This is a genomic window from Amycolatopsis sp. NBC_01480, assembly GCF_036227205.1.
GTDB lineage: Bacteria > Actinomycetota > Actinomycetes > Mycobacteriales > Pseudonocardiaceae > Amycolatopsis.
The window spans coordinates 3099066-3118358 of sequence record NZ_CP109442.1 but is presented as its reverse complement, the minus strand read 5'-3'; the positions used below and the strand labels follow the sequence as shown (position 1 = coordinate 3118358).

Annotated in this window: 14 protein-coding genes and 1 pseudogene; 2 read left to right on the top strand and 13 right to left on the bottom strand. The window is 67.5% G+C overall.

Features of this window, described 5'->3' with window-relative positions; genetic code table 11:
* Positions 1-92 precede the first annotated feature (92 nt).
* Positions 93-293, top strand: a pseudogene (locus OG371_RS14800) (hypothetical protein); the annotation flags it as partial.
* On the opposite strand, the gene OG371_RS14795 reads toward OG371_RS14800, so the two are convergent.
* From OG371_RS14795 to OG371_RS14775, 5 genes are read right to left on the bottom strand one after another with little or no spacing between them, the layout of a single operon-like run.
* Positions 284-1072, bottom strand: a complete 789-nt coding sequence (locus tag OG371_RS14795; protein ID WP_329069550.1) for a DUF6339 family protein — start codon at positions 1070-1072, stop codon at positions 284-286. The pseudogene OG371_RS14800 and the gene OG371_RS14795 sit on opposite strands and share 10 nt — an antisense overlap.
* Complete coding sequence (locus tag OG371_RS14790) at positions 1069-1968, bottom strand: hypothetical protein (RefSeq protein WP_329069548.1); 900 nt, start codon at positions 1966-1968, stop codon at positions 1069-1071. The genes OG371_RS14795 and OG371_RS14790 overlap by 4 nt, the downstream gene beginning before the upstream one ends.
* Complete coding sequence (locus OG371_RS14785; RefSeq protein WP_329069546.1) at positions 1965-3902, bottom strand: hypothetical protein; 1938 nt, start codon at positions 3900-3902, stop codon at positions 1965-1967. Before OG371_RS14785 ends, OG371_RS14790 begins: the two co-directional genes overlap by 4 nt.
* Positions 3899-4900: a PD-(D/E)XK motif protein gene (locus OG371_RS14780; RefSeq protein WP_329069544.1), complete on the bottom strand. Its 1002-nt coding sequence runs from the start codon at positions 4898-4900 to the stop codon at positions 3899-3901. The genes OG371_RS14785 and OG371_RS14780 overlap by 4 nt, the downstream gene beginning before the upstream one ends.
* Complete coding sequence (locus OG371_RS14775; protein WP_329069542.1) at positions 4900-7482, bottom strand: Z1 domain-containing protein; 2583 nt, start codon at positions 7480-7482, stop codon at positions 4900-4902. Before OG371_RS14775 ends, OG371_RS14780 begins: the two co-directional genes overlap by 1 nt.
* A gap of 295 nt (positions 7483-7777) precedes the next feature.
* On the opposite strand from OG371_RS14775, the gene OG371_RS14770 reads away from it, so the two are divergent.
* Positions 7778-8896, top strand: a complete 1119-nt coding sequence (locus OG371_RS14770) for a DNA cytosine methyltransferase (RefSeq protein WP_329069540.1) — start codon at positions 7778-7780, stop codon at positions 8894-8896.
* 2 nt (positions 8897-8898) lie between these two features.
* Here OG371_RS14770 and OG371_RS14765 read toward each other — a convergent pair whose 3' ends face one another.
* The 8 genes from OG371_RS14765 to OG371_RS14730 form a co-directional block, all read right to left on the bottom strand.
* Positions 8899-9321 carry a very short patch repair endonuclease gene (locus tag OG371_RS14765; RefSeq protein ID WP_329069538.1) on the bottom strand — a complete coding sequence of 141 codons (423 nt, stop codon included), beginning with the start codon at positions 9319-9321 and terminating at the stop codon, positions 8899-8901.
* 13 nt (positions 9322-9334) lie between these two features.
* On the bottom strand, positions 9335-9817 hold the full coding sequence (locus OG371_RS14760; protein ID WP_329069536.1) for an FxsA family protein: 483 nt from the start codon (positions 9815-9817) through the stop codon (positions 9335-9337).
* A gap of 121 nt (positions 9818-9938) precedes the next feature.
* A complete protein-coding gene (locus tag OG371_RS14755) occupies positions 9939-10436 on the bottom strand; it encodes a DNA topology modulation protein FlaR (RefSeq protein WP_329073069.1) in 498 nt (165 codons plus the stop codon).
* A gap of 161 nt (positions 10437-10597) precedes the next feature.
* On the bottom strand, positions 10598-11788 hold the full coding sequence (locus OG371_RS14750; protein WP_329069534.1) for a hypothetical protein: 1191 nt from the start codon (positions 11786-11788) through the stop codon (positions 10598-10600).
* Positions 11789-12150: 362 nt separating this feature from the next.
* On the bottom strand, positions 12151-12735 hold the full coding sequence (locus tag OG371_RS14745) for an ABC transporter ATP-binding protein (protein ID WP_329069532.1): 585 nt from the start codon (positions 12733-12735) through the stop codon (positions 12151-12153).
* An 8-nt stretch (positions 12736-12743) separates the two neighbouring features.
* Entirely contained in the window at positions 12744-14642 is a 1899-nt protein-coding gene (locus tag OG371_RS14740) for an ABC transporter ATP-binding protein (RefSeq protein ID WP_329073067.1), read from the bottom strand.
* 56 nt (positions 14643-14698) lie between these two features.
* Positions 14699-15265 (bottom strand): TetR/AcrR family transcriptional regulator, encoded by a 567-nt coding sequence (locus tag OG371_RS14735; protein WP_329073064.1) that lies wholly within the window; start codon positions 15263-15265, stop codon positions 14699-14701.
* A gap of 80 nt (positions 15266-15345) precedes the next feature.
* Positions 15346-19152: a Pls/PosA family non-ribosomal peptide synthetase gene (locus tag OG371_RS14730; RefSeq protein WP_329069529.1), complete on the bottom strand. Its 3807-nt coding sequence runs from the start codon at positions 19150-19152 to the stop codon at positions 15346-15348.
* Positions 19153-19293: the final 141 nt, after the last annotated feature.

Below are 19293 nucleotides of genomic sequence, written 5' to 3'. Positions count from 1 at the left end.
CGAGGGTACAGGCGAGCACCGACAGTATTCTTCGATGGATGGCTGCCGACGCTGCTGTGTCTCCGGTGCTATCTCAGAAGACGGCTATGACCGTTTCCAGCGTCGACCTGGCTCGTACCCTGGACACCTCGATCACCCTCTCTGACGACTTCATCCGCCCGGTCACCGCCGCGACGATGTTCGTGACCGGACGCGTGAAGGTAAAGGGTGAGTATCCGCCAGAGGTGCGGTTGTCCGGCTACTTCGACATCCCCAAGCCGACGGACGCCCAGCCGAAGCTGGCTCAGTCATGAGCCGTCAGTGCGTGCTTGGCGTGTCGCTCCTCCGCAAAGGCGCTCACCGAATCGTGGGCAGCGCGCTGGAGTTCGGCGCGGAGTTGTTCGTCCTGCAGCGTCTCGAACGACATGAACGCGCCGAGCCGGAGCAGTCGCTTCAAAAAGTCTTTCAGTAATTCGCTCTCGTTGAGCCCGGTGGTATCGATGCCGTTCCACACGTGCAAAATCGCGCGAACGAGCTGAGGACTACCGCCGAGCGCTCGCCTGCGCGCATAGATCTGATCGAACGCTCCTTCACCGAGGATGTACAAGGCGGCGTAAGGCTCGGCGCTTGCCGGGTCGTGCACCAGATGGGCTCGCCACCACAGCCTGCCGAACACGTGGCGAGTGAGGTCCTTCGCCAGGAAGCGTTCGTCGGTCTTGCCATCGAACCGCCAGAAGGCAACGTCGGGCAGTACCACGAGTGCGAGAAAGACCCAGATGTCCCGGGATGCCGCTTCCGCCGGCGCAACTCCCATCGTGCGGTGCAGAAGCTCGGCGACCTCACGATCGAAGTCGTTCCGGTTCTTCGGCGTCGCCGCGCCGGGAAACCCGTGCTGTCGAGCTGCCGTCACGACAGCCTTGCGCAGGTCGTCCAGATCTCTCTCTCGAACGCGATCCCCGCCGGTCGCAACGTATACCGCAGAGTCGTAATGCAGCGCCGCTTGCTCCTTCAGGGATTCGACCGGCAGCAGGCGATGACTCGAGTAGAGCACTTGTGCCTGTGCAGGCAGCAGACGCGGGAAAAGCACGCTCATGTCGTCTCCTCGAAAATGCGGACGGCGCTCTGCAGTTCGGTTGCGAACGCCGCGGGCGCTTGCTCGTAACGCCTGCGCAGGTGATCGATGCTGCGGCCGGGAAAGAGCCGGTCGACCAATACCTGCAGCGTGACCCCCATGCTGTCGTCCGGGTAAGTGGTGTCCAGATCGAAGTCACGGTCACGCAGCGCGTGCTCGACCAGAGTCCGGGTGACGTCCGCATAGACTGTCGACAAGACGATGCGGTCCGCGGGTCTGGGCCTCGCCGCATTGCGCATCGCGCCGACGAGAACCTTCTTGCGTTCGTTGACCAGCAGGATCAGCGCGCCCATCGTCGCTGTGTCCAGGTCGCCGCCGATCTCGACGTGCCATCCGGCATCGTCCGGGAACTCGGTCTTCGCGAAGTCCACCACGGAGATGGGGAACTGTTGTGCATCGCCCTGCAGCCTGGTGGAAGACCGATCTGTCCAAAGTACGGAACCCGCTCTGCGGGGTGAAGCCAGTGCGCCGGTATCGCAGTATTCGGCGAGGGCCAGCGTGGTCTCGAGCACCAGCAAGCCCCCCAGCTGACTGCCGGGCAGCACAGCTCCGAGATCGACCTGGGTCGTACCCGACTTCGGCAAGGTGATCCGTGAACCGGCGGCCTTGAGGCCCGAGCCAGAAGCCGTCCACACCATTGCCAACGTGAGTTTCGCCGATTCGGGGAGCCCGGTGCCCTGCCGCACGAGATCCACATCGACGGTGACCGATTGCCGAAGCGTGAGGTCGGTTCGGTAGTCCCAGTCGTCGAGGGACGGACCGAGCATCACCGGCGTGTCGTCGAGCAGTAGCTGCCAAGGCTCGACCACGACCGAGCCTGCCGTGGCGAGGCGGTACGGTGGTGCTTGCCTGATCATCGCGGTTGCACCTCACGCATCGCGGAGACCGAGATCTCGGTCATAGTGTCGGGAGCCGGGAGGACGAGGAGTCGCCATACCCCGTCGCCGCCTTCGATGAGCGGTGATTCGTCGGTGTGGAACGTCCCGTCCGGGGACTCCCAGCCGAAGAAATGAGGTTTCGCGGCATTACGCGGTGGATCCGTTTCGCGCGAACTCGTGCCGGCGAGGGTGACGCCGAGATCGGCGGCACATCGGTGATTTCCGCTGGTCGTCAGCTGGAAGGCCTGGATCAGCACCAACTGGCCCGCCCGTACGTCGTAATACGGTGCGTCGACATATTCCACCCGCGGTCGACGAGTCGACGAATCCTGCCCTGGGCGCGGCGATGCGGCGGATGCTCCAGATGCATCTGGAGCGCCGGCGCCCGCGTCGTCACTCGGCGCGAACAGATCCCCGCTGAGCCGGTTCGGTGGGCTCTCGTGGGTCGGGGCTGTCGGCTTCAGTGCGCTCCGGTAGTCCGAAGCACCTCCCGTCCCCCAGGAGCCCGACACCAGATTCGAGAAAACCCGACTAGCGGCTCCGAGCGGGACCGCCGAACCGCTCCTCGCTTGCCCGTCTCGGTCGAGCAGTGTGTCGATCGCATCTTTGATTCTCGCAAACGTCATTTTCACAAAAGTCTTGTCACGGCCGTCGAGAGAATGCCAGTTCCAGGCGTCATGAGTCGGAGGTTCCGACGAAGCGAACGTGGAGTCCAATTCCGCAGTGGCTCGGAATACGCCGGCATACGAGAAGTTCTCGATTGGCGGCTTCAGGCCTTCGTGGTAGGTCACGACCAACTCGGCAGTCCGCATCAGACACACATGGTGCACTGTGGTCTCGATGCCGGCAGCGGAGCCTGCGGCGGTCTTCTCGAACGGCACGAGGTAGCTGCTTTCGAGCCCGAGGTTGCCAAGCTTCGCGACCGGCTTGCCGCAGCTGAGTTCCCGTCCGCCCGTTTCGGAGCCCAGCTCCTCGTAGGCTGTGACGAACATGTCCAGCGGGCTTGTTTCCCGAGGATCAGGCACCGGCACGACGACACCGTCACAGTGGACCGAAAATCGCATTGGCTGCGGCTCGCCGGGGGTGCGTGACAGCATCTTCGGCCAGAGATTCCACGCGATGGAATCCGCCAGGTAGGTGCCTGCTTCCACCACGCTTCGTTCGTCGAGCTCCGGATCGATGACGACCACTGTCGTGCCGGTCTCGTCGTCGAGGTAAGGGCGAAGGCCAAGTCGTTCCGCGACGGCATCCGCTTCGGCTCCCACCAACGGCTCCACCACGTTGTCGGAGGAGAGCGTGCCCCACCAATGCCGTCCGGTGAAGCGACGTCCGGAAAGGCCATTGCCTACTGCGTAGCTCCGCCACAACGCGCAGCCCATGAGGCGGGTCTCGAAACCTCCTTCGACGCGGCAACGCGTGTGTACGAGCACGGTTCCCGGACGGCTGAGGAGGTAGAAGATCCCTTTGCCGAAACCGTAGGTGCCGCCGCCGAGATCCGTGTCCCTGGGCTCCCCGATGTTTCTGATGAACGAAACGAAATCGTGATTTGCCACGACCGCATTGTCAGCCCGGGTCGGCCCGCCCAGGCCCGTGGTTCCTCGATCGGAAACGGTCAGGATGCGAATCGCAGCAGCCGACAGGGAGCTGCGGAGCGGCAGCTGACTCCGATCGGGGATGTCGCGGGACAGCAGTTCACGCCATGCCGGGGCGTGCGCGGGGCTGACACCTTTCAGGTCGAGGTGATAGTCGACCGGGCGGTCACCCAGCCGCGCGTCCCAGCTGTTCTGAGCCGACTCGCGGACGAGAATGGTCAACAGGTCCAACTCAGGGCGCCCGAGCTGGTTGCGGATTCCCTCGGCGGCACTCGCGCCCTCCGGTGGGAATGCCTGCGAATGCCAAGCGGCGTCGGTCACTCTCGCTCCTGCGTGATCTGGCGGATCCGGGTGGCGACACCGGATGTCTCAGTGGCGGCGGGGCTTTGTTTGTCCAGGTCCACCGTGTAATGGACGTCGGACACGCCGGATGGCGCCGCTGCGGGGTCGATTCGCGGGAAGGTGTCGTCCACCTCGTACCAGCGGTGCTCCAGCACTGCGAATCGAGTGTTCCGATAGGAGTGGGCGTCCGCAGGGCTGTAACCTGCTTGCGCGAGCTTGAACAGCAAGCCGTTGTCGTCGTCGCCGTGCTGCGTCGCCGAGTTCACGAGTTCGGGCAACGAGCGCCCGCCCGCCGATACCTGCTCCAGGCGGAGCCAGACCAGATCAAGCGTTCCGTGTACCGGTGGCTGAAGTTGTTCGGCACCGTGGATGCGGATTCGCCGATCCTTGGCCGTGATGGACGCCTTTACCTCGATGTCGTGCCTGCCAACGGTGAAGTCGTGACGATGCCCGGACGGCCCGGTCCAGAAGTCGACTGCAGTGCTCTCCTCAAGCAACAGCTGGTTCAGCACCACCATCTCACCGAAGAGGCCGGTCAGCTGATCGTCCCGGAGTCGAGTCGGAGAGGGCAGGAATAGTGCTCGCCACCGGTCCACGACGGTGTACAGCGCCTTCAGCGGGCGACCCGGGTCGCTTTCCGCGGCCTCCAGCACGTCGGCGCAGAGTCCGGTGAATACCGGATCGAGGTCCTTGCGCAGACAGCCCAGATCCGCGTAACGCTCGTAGAGATCGTCTGTCTCGAGCGGTCGTTCGCGCATCTCCAGAGCGGTGCTCCCGCGATCACGCCGCACATGTTGGTTGGCGTTCAGCGGAACCAGCAGGTGCCGGCAGCCGTCGTGGTCGACGGCCGCGAGCAGCTTGCCCTGCGACGTCTCGATCGGCAGTTCCGAGGTGCGAATGTGGTCCGGCCCCGAGGTAGGTTCTTTGCCGAGCTGCGCCCAGTGTTCTTGCAGCGTCGGCCGGTGCGACTCCGACATCAGAGATCCTCCGTGACGAGGTCGCTGAGGTCTTCCTCCTCGATTTCCTCCGAGGCCACGTTTGCGAGGTCGGTGCTCACGTACTGCCATTCGACCGCAGAGTCGTCCGCCGAAGGTTCCGGAAAAACGAGCCCGACACCGATCACGTCTTCGGGGGTGGCGAGTGGCTTTCGTTGCTTCTCCCGACCGGGTTTCGGCTTCGAATCCTTGTCGATCGGGTAGAGGACGAGGAGCGCGCATTCGGGGCACTCCGTCGTCCTCAAGTTTTTGATCTGCTCCTCTGTCAACTCCTGTTTCGAGGAGGGTATTGGAAGGTCGATCGCGGCGTCTCGGCGGCTCATCAACGTTTTGATGTCCACGATGTCCGGGCCGTCGGAGTCGGGCACCGCCGACCGTGAAACCATCCTGACATCGAACCCATCCGAGAACGAGAAACGCTTCGGCTCGTTCCCGCTGCTGGCCGATCCGCCGACGATTGCCACGTTCCACCTACGTAGTGATCCTGACTTGGCTACGCGTTTTTCGATGTACCGAATGAGTAGTTCGGAGTTACATTCCTGAGAGTTCTCGTGGAATTGATACGACTGTAGGAACTCTGTCACGAGTTCGTACGGGACGTCCCGGATGAGTTTCTGCTCGGTCTTGACCTTGTCGTCGAGCTTGCCTGCCCGCGAGGCATCGCCTACCAGAGTCCTCGCTGCTTTCACATTGGACGACAACCATGCCTTGTCCGCGTGGAAGTACCGGGTCTGCACTCGTTTTCCGCCGTACGCCGAAGCAGCAGGAACGGCGTTCGTCATCTTGGCTGCCGCGGTCACGCGCAAGGACGGATGTGTGCGTAGTCGGACCGCGAACGTCATCGGCGTCTTGTCCTCGACCATGTAGATGTCGATGTCTCGCCGCATCTCGCTCTCGACGGTGGCGACGTGACGGAACCACCTGCGAAGCTCCGCAGTCATCCAAATCCTGGGCAGATCAGCGTAACCATTGCGGAAGCCGAACCATCGGCCCATCTGGAGCAGCGTGTCGTAGGCGGATACCGAGCGCACGAAGTAGCTGACTGTCAAGCCCTCCAGCGTCAGCCCCCGGGAGAGCGTGTTGCCGCCGACCGCGATGGCGACCACTGGGCCGTTCTCGTAGTCAAGGCGATCCTTGCTGCTTGAGTTGTCCATGATGATTCTGCAATCGCGCAGCACCTCGGGCAGCAACGGCAGCAGGTCATCGAAGAGGACCTTGTGTTCGTTGAGGTCCTCGGCAGGGACCAGTGAAGTCTCGCGGTCCCAGATCTCGCGAAGGTCGGCCATGAACCTTGAGTCAGCCGACTGTAGGAGTTCGCCGCACTTGTCCAGAAGGGCCTCGAGTGGTTGCCGGAAGCTGTTGTGCACCAAGGTTTTGACGCTCGTGTGGACCAGCATGGTCGAGTGGGGATTCCCGGTGTTCCGCAATCGGCGTGCTGCCGTGCACATCCAGAAGTACCGAATCGCGCGGCCGAGACTTGCGGCGATCACCGGTTGGAACCCGTCTGCGTCGGCGCGTGATGCGGGCCGGACCAGGTCGATTTCGGATTCCGGCACCTCGCGGATCATGTCGTAGCCGTCGAGCACGTCCTCGGGGTCCTCGCCGTCGATCACGTCTCGACCGAACAGCACCTCGGTGCCGAAGTGGCCTTCGGGCTTGGGCAGATTCACGATAAAGTGTTCGGGATAGAGATCCTTGGCCGATGGGTCTATCAGCAAGTTGGCAAACGGGGTTGCAGTGTACCCGACATAGGCGGATTTCGGCAGTCTGTCGAGGATCGTGCAGATCAGCGGGTTGATCGTGTCCGTGGCCACGGTCGCCTGGTCGGCTTCGTCGTCGATGACGAGAGCGGGACAGTCCGCCAGGTAGTCCGCGGCCGAAGCGAGCCACGCGGAGAACTTCTCGAGTACGCGGGGGTTCTTCTTGATCACGCACAACACGTGCTGCTTGTTGTTCTTGGCGAAGTATGCCGCCGCATTGGCCGGAGGGGTGAAGTCCTTGTCCGGGTCCGTCAGCTGCAGCCACCGGGAAGGGTTGGGCTCGACGAGCTGCTGGATGAGACGATGCTGGGTCTGCCTGCGCAGCCCGTTGTGGATGCCTGCGAGGACGATGAACAGCTTGTAGCCGCGGTCGGCCGCTTTTGCCGTGACGGCCGTGAAGTTGGTCGTCTTGCCTGACTGGACGTAACCCACGACGAGGCCTTTGGTGGAGAACGCCCGCTCTCGTGGATGACTCAAGAGCGAGACGACCTTGGTCGAGGCTCCATCGAGGTCCGAGATTCCTTTTTCCGACCAGCCCGATTTCATGAGAATCTGCTCGAGTGCCGGCCAGCAGCGGTCTTTAGGGCGTGGGCCGGTGTACCAGGTGAAGCGGTTGCCGAGGACCACCGAGCGCGGCTCTTCGCGTTCCCTGATCCGAATGGTTTCCCGCTCGTGTCGTTCGGCGATCCGTTGGAGGGTCTCCTCCGAGGCGAAGAGTCCGAGTTCCTTCATGGCGGCTTCGGGAGTGCCCGAATCCACCAGATTGAGGAAAACCTCGTACTGCTGGTCGAACTTGTCGGTCACCGAATCTCCCATCGCCGGTCGAAGATCGTCGACGAGCTGGGTCGGTCGACGACGTCCACGGTATGACTTGCTCATCGCTTCGTCAGGGCTTCACTGTGATGATCCCGAACCGGACGCTGCGCGCCCGGGTTCTTGAACCCTCCGTAATCGATCACGTCGCTCGGACGGCCCAGGCTGTTACTCCTTGTGGTCACAAGTCGGTCACGCTCGACAACGGGGCAGGTGAACATCGGTTACCGGCGTGTCGTGGCTCGGGGTCCGAGCGACAGCCGGCTCATATATAGACTTGCGTTCCATGACCGAAGGACATCCGGTGGCATCTCCACATTCGCCCATGGAGGCGAAGATGGTGGACTTGTTCGCCGGCCCGGGAGGTCTGGACGTCGCGGCTCGGTGGATGGGCATTTCCGTGGCAGGCGTCGAGTGGGACGAGCAAGCGTGCAAGACGCGGCGAGCAGCTGGGCTCCTCACCGAACAAGGCGACGTGACCAAGAGCAAGCCTGCCAACTACCCGAACGCCCGCATCCTCACCGGCGGACCCCCATGCCAGACCTACACGGTCGCGGGCAGGGGTGCCGGGAGGCAGGCACTTGACCGAGTCCTGCGGTTCGTCGAGCTGATAGGTGGCGACCCGGATCTCGCGCACGACCTCGACGAGCTGACCGGAGATGAGCGCACCGGACTCGTCTTGCAGCCGCTGCAATGGATCCTCGGCGCCGCCTGCCATGGCGCACCGTACGACACCATCGTTCTCGAGCAGGTGCCTTCCGTGCTGCCTGTGTGGGAGGCTTACGCCCAGGTTCTGCGTGATGGCAAGTACGGTTACAAGGTCGCCTGCGGAATCCTGCACACCGAGGAGTTCGGTGTCCCGCAGACCCGTCGTCGAGCCATCCTCATCGCCAGCCGTACGGTTGACGTGAGGCTTCCGGAGCCGACGCACCGCCGCTATCGCAGGGACGTGCCACAAGACCAGGGTGACTCTCGCCTGCGGCCGTGGGTGTCGATGGGACAGGCGCTGGGGCGGTCGGACGAGTTCAGGGTCGTGTCCAACTACGGAACCGGCGGCGACCCGAAGGCACGTGGAGTGCGAGGCTCGGGCCAGCCGTCATTCACCGTGACCGGCAAGGTGTCGCGGAACCGTTTGCAAGCCGGTGACTCGATGCGATCTCTTGGTCGGTTCACCGACGACGAGGCGGGGCGGCTGCAGACCTTCCCGCCCAAGTACCCCTGGTCCGGCAAGGACATCGGGCAGCAGATCGGCAACGCAATCCCGCCTCGACTGGCAGTCCATGTGCTTGCAGCGGCGTTGGGCGGCGAGGTCGACGTGCGGGTGCTTGATCGGTGCGTCAAGCGGCCATGGGCGACGACGAAGGATGGCGTCGCGAACTTGTTCAAAGCCCCGGTGGGTGCGTGAGATCAGCGCCGTTCGCGAACCGCTGCGCTCACTCGTTCGGCGGCGGTTTCGACGGTCTCGTGTTCCCACACTCGGATGCTGAGCCAGCCCGCCTCCGCGAGACGTGCGTCAGTATCGGCGTCTCGGCGGCGATTGGTTTCGATCTTGGCCCGCCAGAAGCCGGCGTTGTTCTTGGGCCAGGTCGCGTGATCGGCACAGCCGTGCCAGAAACAGCCGTCGACGAAGACGGCGACCCGCGACGGGCCGAAGACGAGATCTGCTTCTCGACGCACGCCTTTGAGCGGGCGTCGGTGTATGCGGTACCGCAGGCCGGCCGCATGTAGCAGCCTTCGCAACGCGACCTCGATCCCCGTGTCATGGGACTTCTGCCTGCTCATGCGGGTGCGAACCGCAACGGTCGTCGTCAAACGCTCCACGTTGGTCATTGTGGCGGTTAACTCAACCTTCGACGATTCGCCCCTCGATCACCGGGTGCGGCTTCTCCGACGGGGATGACGAAGGCCGCGGGTCCGGCTCCACGATCTCGCTGTCCACGACCATGACGGGGCCGCGGGTGCGGTTGGCGTAGCGGACGGCGCGCTTCTCGGCGCGGCGCAGCCACAGTTTGCGCGCCACGGCGCGAGACGGAGGCAGCATCAGGAGCAGACCCACCACGTCGCTGACGAAGCCTGGGATCATGATCAACACGCCGCCCAGGGCGACGAGCATGCCGTCGGTCAGTTCTTTCTCCGGGTTGCGGCCGGATTGGGCCGTGGAGACGAACGCGCGCATCGCCTTGCCACCCTCGCGGCGGGCGAGCCAGGAGCCCACGAAGGCGCCCGCCAGCAGCAAGGCGATCGTGCCGAGCACACCGACGGCCGAGCCCACCGCCCAGATCGCGGCGAACTCGGCGATGACGTAGAGCAGGAACACGACAGCCATATTTGGTGAACGAACGAGGTGCCCGATTTGCTCCCGGGGCCCGGGGTGCCTCAGTCTCGGGGCCCACGAACTCGCAGGACCGGGCAGCAAAGACGACCAGGTCACACCCACCGTCACCAGGTCACACCGACCGCAGGAACGCTTCCACCTCGCGCGGCGAACTCAGCAACACCTGCCGAGTGGTCGGCGCCTCCGCCGCGATGCGGCCGAGCAGCCGTGAACGGTGCGAGGCCCGCCAGCCCCAGATCCACCGGACGAACTCGAGGTCCACCTTCGACACGCAGCCCGGCGCCTGGGTGTCGCGGCCGCGTTCTCGCAGGGTGCGGAGCAGTGCGCGGCGCAGGCTCGTCCACCGGGAGACGTCCAGGAACACCACCGTGTCGGCCAGCGGGAAGCGGATGTCGAGGGTTTTGCTGTAGTTCCCGTCGATTACCCAGCCGTCCGTCTGCACGGCCGCCGCTTGGGCTGCGCGGAAGTCCGCCAGCGGCGCCTCCACCCAGCCTGGACGCCAGTAAAGGTGATCGAGGTGGGTGACGGGGACGTTCAGTCGCGCGGCCAGCCGCCGGGCGAGGGTCGACTTGCCGCTGCCCGAACAGCCGAAGATCAGGACCCGCCGCATCACGGACCGAGCGTAGTCGGCGAACGGCGTCAGCTGGATCGGGAGATGTCGCCAGCCAGCGCCAACCGGCTGGAAGGCCCGGGTGTCGGTCGGGCGGGGAAAGGCAAGAGAGGTCAGCCAGGGAAGGAAAGCGTCGAGAGCAGGGCCGGGAGGGAACCAAGTCAGCCGGGCAGGAAACTCGCCGCGATCAGGCCTATGAGCAGCAGGTCCGGGCCGCGCACCAGTTGGCGCGCCAAGCCCATCGGGACCAGCACGCCCTCGTACAGCACCAGACCGAGTGAGCCGAAGTCCAGGGCGCCGCGCGTGACCGTCCGGACGATTGCCACCGCCGCCAGTAGTGCGGCTACCACCGCTCCGACGGTCATCGGCACGTGGAGGAGGGCGACGAAAGCCGTCCACACCGCGGCGATCACGGCCAGCACTAGCACGGTGGTGGCCTTCAGCCGCAGGTCGGACGCGTCGAACCAACGGCGCAGGCCCGGCACACGGTAGACCTGCGCGACCGGCGCGGCGAACGGCAGCAGCGCCAGGTAGCCGCCCATTCCGACCAGCCACACCGACGTCACCGCGGGGAAAGTGACGTGTGCGGCAGCCACGCCCAGCGCCAGGAACAACGGCAGACCGAGCTGGTGCCGACGCGCGAGCACCCCCGTGACCAGGTAACGCGTGACGACGAACCGGCCGTCGAGCGCGGTTCGCCAGCGCACTGGGCGTCCGGCCGGCAGGAGGGCCCAGACGTCCAGAAACGCTGCCGACGTGCGACGCACCATGCGTTCGGCGAAGTGGTGCACGAGCGAACGGCGGCCGACGGTGCGTGCCAGTGGCGCCGAGAACCCCAGTGCGACAGCGGCCAAGGCGGCCGCCAAAGCGAGTGTCCACAAAGGAACAAACGGCAGTACGCCGAGCACCGGCAGCAACGGCCACACGGCCTCGCCCCACACCCGCGCACGGCGCGCCAAGACCAGGGCCAGCCCGGCGACACCGACGAACAAGCCCAGCGCACCACCGAGATCCGCCGGGAAACCGATCAGCACACCGGCCATCGCGAACGCATAACCGGCCGCGGCGAACCGGGCGGCCCAGTCGGCCAGCAGCCGCCGGGTGAGGGTGCGCGGGCGTGAGCCGTCGAAGTCCGACCAGGTCAGGGCGGCGGGATCGGCCCACAGGTGGCCACGGCGCGTGGTCGCCCGCCAGGCCATCGCGAGCCCGACGCACAACACGGCGACGCCGCCCTGCACGCCGACCGGAGCCTCGCCGATCAGCTGCGAGCGGACTAGCGCGGTGTTGTAGAACGGCGACCCGAGCACCCCGCCGAGCACGACCAGCGCGAGGATCAGGTCGGCCCGCTTCACTGCCGCACCTCGTGTTTCGCGACGTAGTGGACCGGCGCGGTGCCGTAGAGCGGCGATCCGAGGACGGCAAGCGTGACGATCAGGTCGGCTCGTTTCATTGCCGCGCCTCGTGGTTCGCGGCCTCGTCCACCAGCACGACACTGCAGAACAGCGACCCAAGCGCGACCAGCCCAGCCCGTTTCACAGGCGCACCTCGTGGTCCGCGACGTCGTGGACGAGCGTGGTGTCGTAGAGCGGCGATCCGGGCCCAGCCAGGGCGACGATCAGGTGCGCGTCTCACTGCTGCGCCTCGTCGGTCGCGACGTCGTGGACCAGCACGACGCTGCAGAACAGCGACCCAGGCACGACCAGCGCATCCCGTTTCACAACTCCACCAAGTAATCCGCAACCTCATCCACCAGCGCAGCGTGGTGGCTGGCCGCAACAACCGCCGCCCCAGCCGCCTTGGCCTTCTCCACCAGCTCGGTCAGCCAAGCGCGCCCCTCGGTGTCCAGCGCACGCTCCGGTTCGTCCAGGAGCAGGACCTCGAACGGCCGCGCCGTAGCCGCGAGCAGCAGCAGCCGACGGCGCTGACCGGCGGACAGGTCGGCGGCCGGGACGTCCGCCCGGTCGTCCAGGCCAGGCACCGGCGGGACACCGAACGAGCGCGCCAGCAGGTCCAGGTGCTGGCGCGGGGTCAGCTCGTCGAACAGCGCCGAGTCGTCCAGCAGGACCGAGACCCTGCGACGAAAGGACGCCGTTCGCTCGTCCGGCGGAGCCCCGCACACCAGCACCGTGCCCGACGTCGGCTGTTGCGTGCCATAAAGGCACCGCAGCAACGTCGACTTGCCGACCCCGTTCGCCCCCGTGACGACCACGCATTCGCCCGCATCCACCGCCAGGTCCAGGCCGCTGAACAGCTCGGTCTCCCCGACGCTGACGCCGAGCCCCCTCGTTTCGATCAGCACAAGCGATGCTAACCCGGCAATTCGTCGAGGTAGGCCTGCGCCTGCAAGGTGAACAGCTCCGCGTAGCCGGCGCCCGCGGCCATCAGCTCCTCGTGCGTGCCGTACTCGGCCACCTTTCCGTGGTCCAGCAACAGAATCCGCTCGGCCTGGCGGACCGTGCTGAAGCGGTGCGAGATGTACAGCGTGGTGCGGCCCTCGGCCAGCGAACGCAGGCGCGCGAACAGGTCGTGCTCGGCCTGGGCGTCCAGTGCCGAGGTCGGCTCGTCCAGGATCAGGATCGGGGCCTCCCGCTGGAACGCGCGGGCCAGCGCGATCTTCTGCCACTCCCCGCCCGAGAGTGAGACGCCCTGGTCGAACCAGCGGCCGAGCGGGCTGTCGTAGCCGGACGGCAGGCGTTCGATGCGCTCGTCGGCGCCGGCGCGGCGCGCGGAGTCCTCGATGTGCGGGCGGTCCTCCAGCCGGGTCAGGTCGCCGAGGCCGATGTTCTCCGCGGCGGTGCCCTGATACGTCACGTAGTCCTGGAACATCGCGCTGATCCGGGTGCGCAGCTCGTCCGGGTCGTACTCGCGGATGTCGACGCCGTCGAGCAGGATGCGGCCGCCGGTCGGGTCGTAGAGCCGGCACAGCAGCTTGAACAGGGTGGACTTGCCCGCGCCGTTGCGGCCCACCACGGCGATCGTCTCGCCCGGCCGGATCTCGAACGTCACGCCGGTCAGCGCGGCCTCGTCGGCGCCCGGATAACTGAAGCTCACCGACTCGAACCGGATGTGTCCCTCCACAGTGGACGGCATCGGCCGGGGCGAGGGCGGGGCCACGATCTCCGGCTTGGTGTCCAGGAACCGGTACAGCGTGTCCAGGTACAGGTTGTTCTCGTACATCCCGGAGAACGCCGTGAACAGCCCGGAAACCGAGGCCTGCACGGACGTCGCGGCCGCCGTGTACAGCGCCAGGTCGCCGAGCGTCAGCTGCCCGCCGACGGCCTCCAGTGCGATGTACAGCGCGATCGCCGACCCCACCAGGGTGCTCAGCAGGCCCCAAGACGTGGAGCTGATGTTGCGGTTGATCGTCAGCTTCCGCTGCCGCGCGTAGGACACCAGCCCGAGCCGCCGGAACCGGTCCACGAAATACGGCCCCAGCCCGAAGAGCTTGGTCTCCTTGGCGTAGGTGTCCGTGGTGACCAGCGAGGACAGGTAGTCCATCCGGCGTTTGATCGGCGACATCAGGAACGTCAGCCAGAACGCGCGTGAGCCGTACTTCGACTGCGAGATGAACGCCGGCACCGGCGCCAGCAGCGCGACGAGCGCGAGCAGCGGGCTGATCGAGACCAGCAGCGCGATCATGCTGCCGAACGTGATCGCCGTGCGGCCCAGGCCCAGCGCGGAGTTCATCATCGACAACGGCCGCGTCGGCGCCTCCTGGGTGGCCTGGCGCAGCATGTCGTACGACGTCGAGCCCTCGAAATACGCCAGGTGCAGTTCGCTGGAGTGCGCCATCACCCGGTGGCGGATGGTCAGCGCCATCCGCTCCTGCAGCAGCGACTGCGCGATGGTGGTGAACGCGCTGCTGATCGCCGTCGCGGCCAGCACGCCGAACTGGAACAGCGTGATCCGCACGATGTCGCCGGTGCCGCCGCGATGCTGGATCGCCGCGACCACCGAGTCCAGCAGCAGTTTCGCGATGTACGCGGTGGCCGTCGGCAGCAGGCCGGAGACGACCGTGACCAGCGTCAGCACGATCGTCAACGGCGGGCTGGCCTGCCAGGTCAGCCGCGCAACCTTCGGCAGCCCGCGCACGGTGCCGGCCACCGAAGTCTTCATCCGGGCCAAGCGCGACTTCAGGTCTTTCGGCTGCTCCGGCTGTTTCGGCTCCGGGATGTCGACCGGGCCGGTCAGGCCGCTGTCGGGCACCGTTGACGGCTGGCGCCCGCGGCCCCGGCGGCCGACGAACACGCCCCCTCCTGGGATCACTCGGACACCGCGCCGTGCAGGAAGAGGTCGATCGTCTCGGCCGGTGCCGGCCCGCCCGGCATCGGCCGGGACATCGAGAACAGCATGGAGAGGAACAGCGACGCGGTCTTGTTCAGCGGCAGCCGCAGTTTCGCGGCGTCGGGCTCGAACAGGCCCTCGATGGCCACCCGCATGGCGTCCACCGACTCGCGCCGGCTGTCCCCGCTCTTGGCCGCCTCGTTGCGCAGGTGCTCGGGCCGTGCGCGTCCCTTGTGGACTGACGCCATCACGGCGCCGACCCGCTGCAGGTGCGCGGTGAGCGCCTCGACGGCCTCCAGCAGCCGCTTCTCCAGCGGCAGCTCCCCGGGGATCTCGCCGATGATCTCCAGCGATTCCCCGGGGTCGAGCGCGGCGACCACACACGCGTCGATCAGCTCGTCCTTGTCCTTGAAGGCCCGGAAGATCGTGCCCTCGCCGATCCCGGCCGCCCGCGCGATCTGGCTGGTGGTCACGGCGGCCCCGTGCTCGACGACCAGCGGCAGCACCGCGCGCACGATCATCTGCCGCCGGTCCTGCGGCGCCATGCCGGGCGCGCGGCGTCTCGTTTCAGTCGGTGTCATGCGGTCCAAGGTACGGAGTGAGTGCTCACTCCGTCAACTGGATTTTAGGCGGGCGCGACCGGGTTGCCCTCGAACCGGCGCTGGGCCGGCACCGTCTCACCGCGCATGACCAGGGAGTTAGCCCCGATCGAGCAGTCGTGCCCGAGGTGGGTGTCGAACAGGGCCACGGTGTGCGGCCCGAGGGTGGCGCCCGCGTCCAGCCGCACCGGGCCGAGCCGCAGGATCCGGTCTTGGAACAGGTGGGTCTGCACCACGCAGCCGCGGTTGACCACCACCCCGTCGCCGGCGCTGACCAGGTCCGGCTCCGGCAGCCACTTGGTCTCGATGCTGACGCCGCGGCCGATCTTCGCGCCGTGCGCCCGCAGCACCGCGCTGAACACCGGCGTGCCGAGCACCGCCGGGCCGAGCCAGCGCATCACCAGCTCCTCGTGGTAGACGGCCACCAGCTCGTTGCGCCACACGAAACCGCTCCACAGTGGGTGCTCGGACGCGCGGACCCGCCGGTTGAACAGCCATTTCGCGGCCAGCGCCAGCAGCGTCGCGACCACCCCGGCGCCGAGCAGGATCGGGCCGGAAAGCGCGAACGCCAGCGGGATCCCGAGCCCGGTCGAGACGGCTTCGATCAGCACGAACACCGCGTAACCGAGCATCGCGCCGAGGGCGGTCGGCACCAGTCGGGTCAGCTCGACGAGTGCGCGTCGCATCACCAGCTGCCAAGACGGCGCGTACGTCCGGGCCGAGTCGGTCACGGTGGCGCGGCGCGGGATCGCCATCGCCGGACGGCCCAGCCACGACGTGCCGGGCTCGGCGGTCGCCGGGGCGTGCGAGAGGACGCCGATCAGCGAGCCGGAGTGGACCGTGCGCCCGGGCGCGACCTCGGCGGAGTTGCCGATGAAGGCCTGGTCGTCCACCGTGGCCCGGCCGATCTCGACGCGGCCGCCGCGTAGCCGGTACGGCGCGAGCACCGAGTCGTCGGCGAGGAAACTCCCGGCGCCCACCGACATCATCTGCGGCAGACCGACCACAGTGGACGCTTCGGTGCGGCGTCCGATCGACGCGCCCAGCAGCCGCAGCCACAGGCCCGTCACGAGGCTCGCGTACAGCGGAAAAGCGCTGTTCCGGGCGCTGGTCACCAGCCGCTGCACCAGCCAGGCGGCCCAGCCGGCGCGGCTGTGCACCGGGTGCGAGCCGGGCCGCAGCCCGCGTCCGGCCAGCCGGACCAGCACCGCGGTGAGGCCCGCGTTGAGCAGCAAGGTCACCACGCCGAGCGGCGGGACCAGCCAGACCAGGCTGGACAGCGTGTCGCCGGTAGTGAGGCCGAGCCAGGTGTACACGGCGGCCGCGGGCAGCACGGCGATCAGCATGATCAGGCCGGACAGCACCGGGGTCAGCGCGTACGCGAGTCGCCAGCGGCGTTTGACCGGCGGGCGTTCGTCCGAAACGGAGGCACTGGGCACGGTGTCGCGGACGAAAGTGCCCGGCGGTACCACGGCGCCGTCGCCGACCACGCTGCCCGGCATCAGCGTCGCGCGGCTGCCCACGGAGGCGTCCGCGCCGACCTCGACGGTGCCGACGTGCAGCGTGTTCCCGTCCAGCCACCAGCCCGCGACGTCGGCCTCGGGCTCGACCGCGCATCGGTCGCCGAAACGCCCGAGCCCGGTGACCGGCGGCAGCGTGTGCAGGTCGACCTCGCGGCCGACGCGGTTGCCCAGCAGCCGCGCGTAACGCAGGTTCCAGGTGGTGCCCGGCAGTCCGGCGACATCGACCACGGCGGCGAGCCGCTCGGCCGTCCACAGTCGCATGTGGACGGACCCGCCCTTGCGATACGCGCCGGGGCGCAGCCGGTGGAGCAGCAGCCGGGCGCCGAGTCCGGCGACGAGCACCCGGCCAGGCGAGGAGAACGCCAGCAGGAGGCCGGCCGCGATGGCGATCCAGCCGGCGAGCGGGACGGTCGCGTCGCCGGTCAGCGAGTCGAAAACGGCGGCACCGGCGAGCACCGCAAGGGTCCACCGCATGCCGGGAATCCATTGCAGCAGCACGTAAAGCAGGGTTTGCAGGGCACCGGAGCGCCGGGACAGCGGCCGTACCGGCTCGAGCACCTCGACCGCCGCACTGCCCGCGCCGACCAGGTGCTCGGTCAGGTCCAGCAGGCCCGGGTGCTGGTAGAGGTCGGTGATCGACGCGTCCGGGAAACGCGGGCGCAGCGCGGAGATCAGCCGGGCGGCGGCGAGGCTCGTGCCGCCGTCACCGAAGAAGTCCGAACTCGGCGCGGGAGTGACGCCGAACAACTCGGCCCAGCGCTGCGCGATCCACGCCAGGTCCGCGCGCAGCCGTTGCGGCACTTCGGCCGTCTCGGCGACATCGGACGGCTTGGGCTCGGCGGGCAACGGCCACGGCAGCGCCTTGCGGTCCACCTTGCCGGCCGCGCTGAGCGGGAAATCCGGGAGCACGGCCAGCGTCGGCACCAGCCCGTGGGGCAGCCGTTTCGCCAGCTGGGCGCGCGCGGCTTCGGCGTCGAACGGGCCGTCCACCAGCAGGTATCCGACCAGCACCATTCCGCCCCGGACCGCCGCCGCGGCCGCGGTCACCCGAGGCAGCGCCAGCAGCGCCGCCTCCACCTCGCCCAGCTCGATCCGACGGCCGCCGATCTTCACCTGGTCGTCCGCGCGGCCGAGGAACACCAGGCCCGCCGGATCGGCCCGGACCAGGTCACCGCTGCGGTAACCGCGGTCCCAGCCCAGCCGGGGCATCGGCGGGTACGCGCGGGCGTCCTTCTCCGGATCGAGGTACCGCGCCAGGCCGACGCCGCCGATCATCAGCTCGCCGGTCGCCCCCTGCGGGACCGGCGCGCCTTCGGGGTCGACCACGGCGACCCGCCAGCCCGGCAACGGCACCCCGATCCGTACCGGCTCCCCGGCGCGCAGGCGCGTCGCCGTGGAGACGACTGTGGCCTCGGTCGGGCCGTAGGTGTTCCACACTTCGCGACGGCCGTCGTCGAGCCGGTCCACCAGCTCCGCCGGGCAGCCCTCACCGCCGAAGACCAGCAGCCGCACGCCGTCCAGCAGCTCGGGCGGCCAGAGCATGGCCAGCGACGGGACGGTCGAGACCACTGTGATCCGGCGCCGCGCCAGCCACGGCCCGAGGTCCGGACCCGCGCGTACCACCGACCTCGGCGCGGGCACCAGGCAAGCGCCGTGCCGCCAGGCCAGCCACATCTCCTCGCAGGATGCGTCGAAGCCGACCGAGAGCCCGGCCAGCACGCGGTCGGCCGGGCTGATCGGGCGCTCCTGCAGGAACAGCGTCGCCTCCGCGTCCACAAACGCCGCGGCCGACCGGTGGGTCACCGCGACGCCCTTCGGTGTGCCGCTGGAGCCGGACGTGAAGATCACCCACGCGTCGTCGGACGGGCCGAGCCGACGACGGGCGCCCTCGGCGAGCGCGAGGTCCGGGCGCATCCGCAGGTCCGGGCGGAGCACGGCGCAGACACGCGCCTCGGAGAAGACCAGCTCGGCGCGTTCGGCGGGCTCGTCGAAGTCGGCCGGCACGTACGCCGCGCCCGCGGCCAGCACGGCCAGGATGCCCGCGTACAGATCGGCGGTGCCGGACGGGATCGCGATCCCCACCCGGTCGCCGGGGCCGATGCCGTGGGCACGCAGTTTGCGGGCGGCCCGTTCGACGCGGTCGGCGAGCGCGCGGTAGCTGAACCGTGTGGCGCCGTCGTCGAGTGCGGTCGCGTGCGGATATCGGTCCACAGTCCGGGCGAAGATGTCTACGAGTGTGCGAGGTGGCGGTGGTGGTTCGGGAATGTGGACTGCCGGTGACGCGGGTGCGGAGTAGAGGGAACGGCTCATGTCGGAAACTCCTGCACAGCTTGAGTAACTGCTTACAAACCCACAGTAAGATCGTTTTCTGGGCCGGTACTGTCAGTTGGCTGTGCTGGCGCTGTGCGGAGGAACCTGTTGCAGGGTAAGGACTTCACCGGAATCGAACAC

Coding starts and splice junctions, on each gene's coding strand:
- OG371_RS14760 (WP_329069536.1), bottom strand. CDS start 9,817: ATGGCTGTCGTGTTCCTGCTCTACGTCATCGCCGAGTTCGCCGCGATC.
- OG371_RS14795 (WP_329069550.1), bottom strand. CDS start 1,072: ATGAGCGTGCTTTTCCCGCGTCTGCTGCCTGCACAGGCACAAGTGCTC.
- OG371_RS14735 (WP_329073064.1), bottom strand. CDS start 15,265: ATGGCGCCGCAGGACCGGCGGCAGATGATCGTGCGCGCGGTGCTGCCG.
- OG371_RS14790 (WP_329069548.1), bottom strand. CDS start 1,968: ATGATCAGGCAAGCACCACCGTACCGCCTCGCCACGGCAGGCTCGGTC.
- OG371_RS14755 (WP_329073069.1), bottom strand. CDS start 10,436: ATGCGGCGGGTCCTGATCTTCGGCTGTTCGGGCAGCGGCAAGTCGACC.
- OG371_RS14765 (WP_329069538.1), bottom strand. CDS start 9,321: ATGACCAACGTGGAGCGTTTGACGACGACCGTTGCGGTTCGCACCCGC.
- OG371_RS14780 (WP_329069544.1), bottom strand. CDS start 4,900: ATGTCGGAGTCGCACCGGCCGACGCTGCAAGAACACTGGGCGCAGCTC.
- OG371_RS14730 (WP_329069529.1), bottom strand. CDS start 19,152: ATGAGCCGTTCCCTCTACTCCGCACCCGCGTCACCGGCAGTCCACATT.
- OG371_RS14770 (WP_329069540.1), top strand. CDS start 7,778: ATGACCGAAGGACATCCGGTGGCATCTCCACATTCGCCCATGGAGGCG.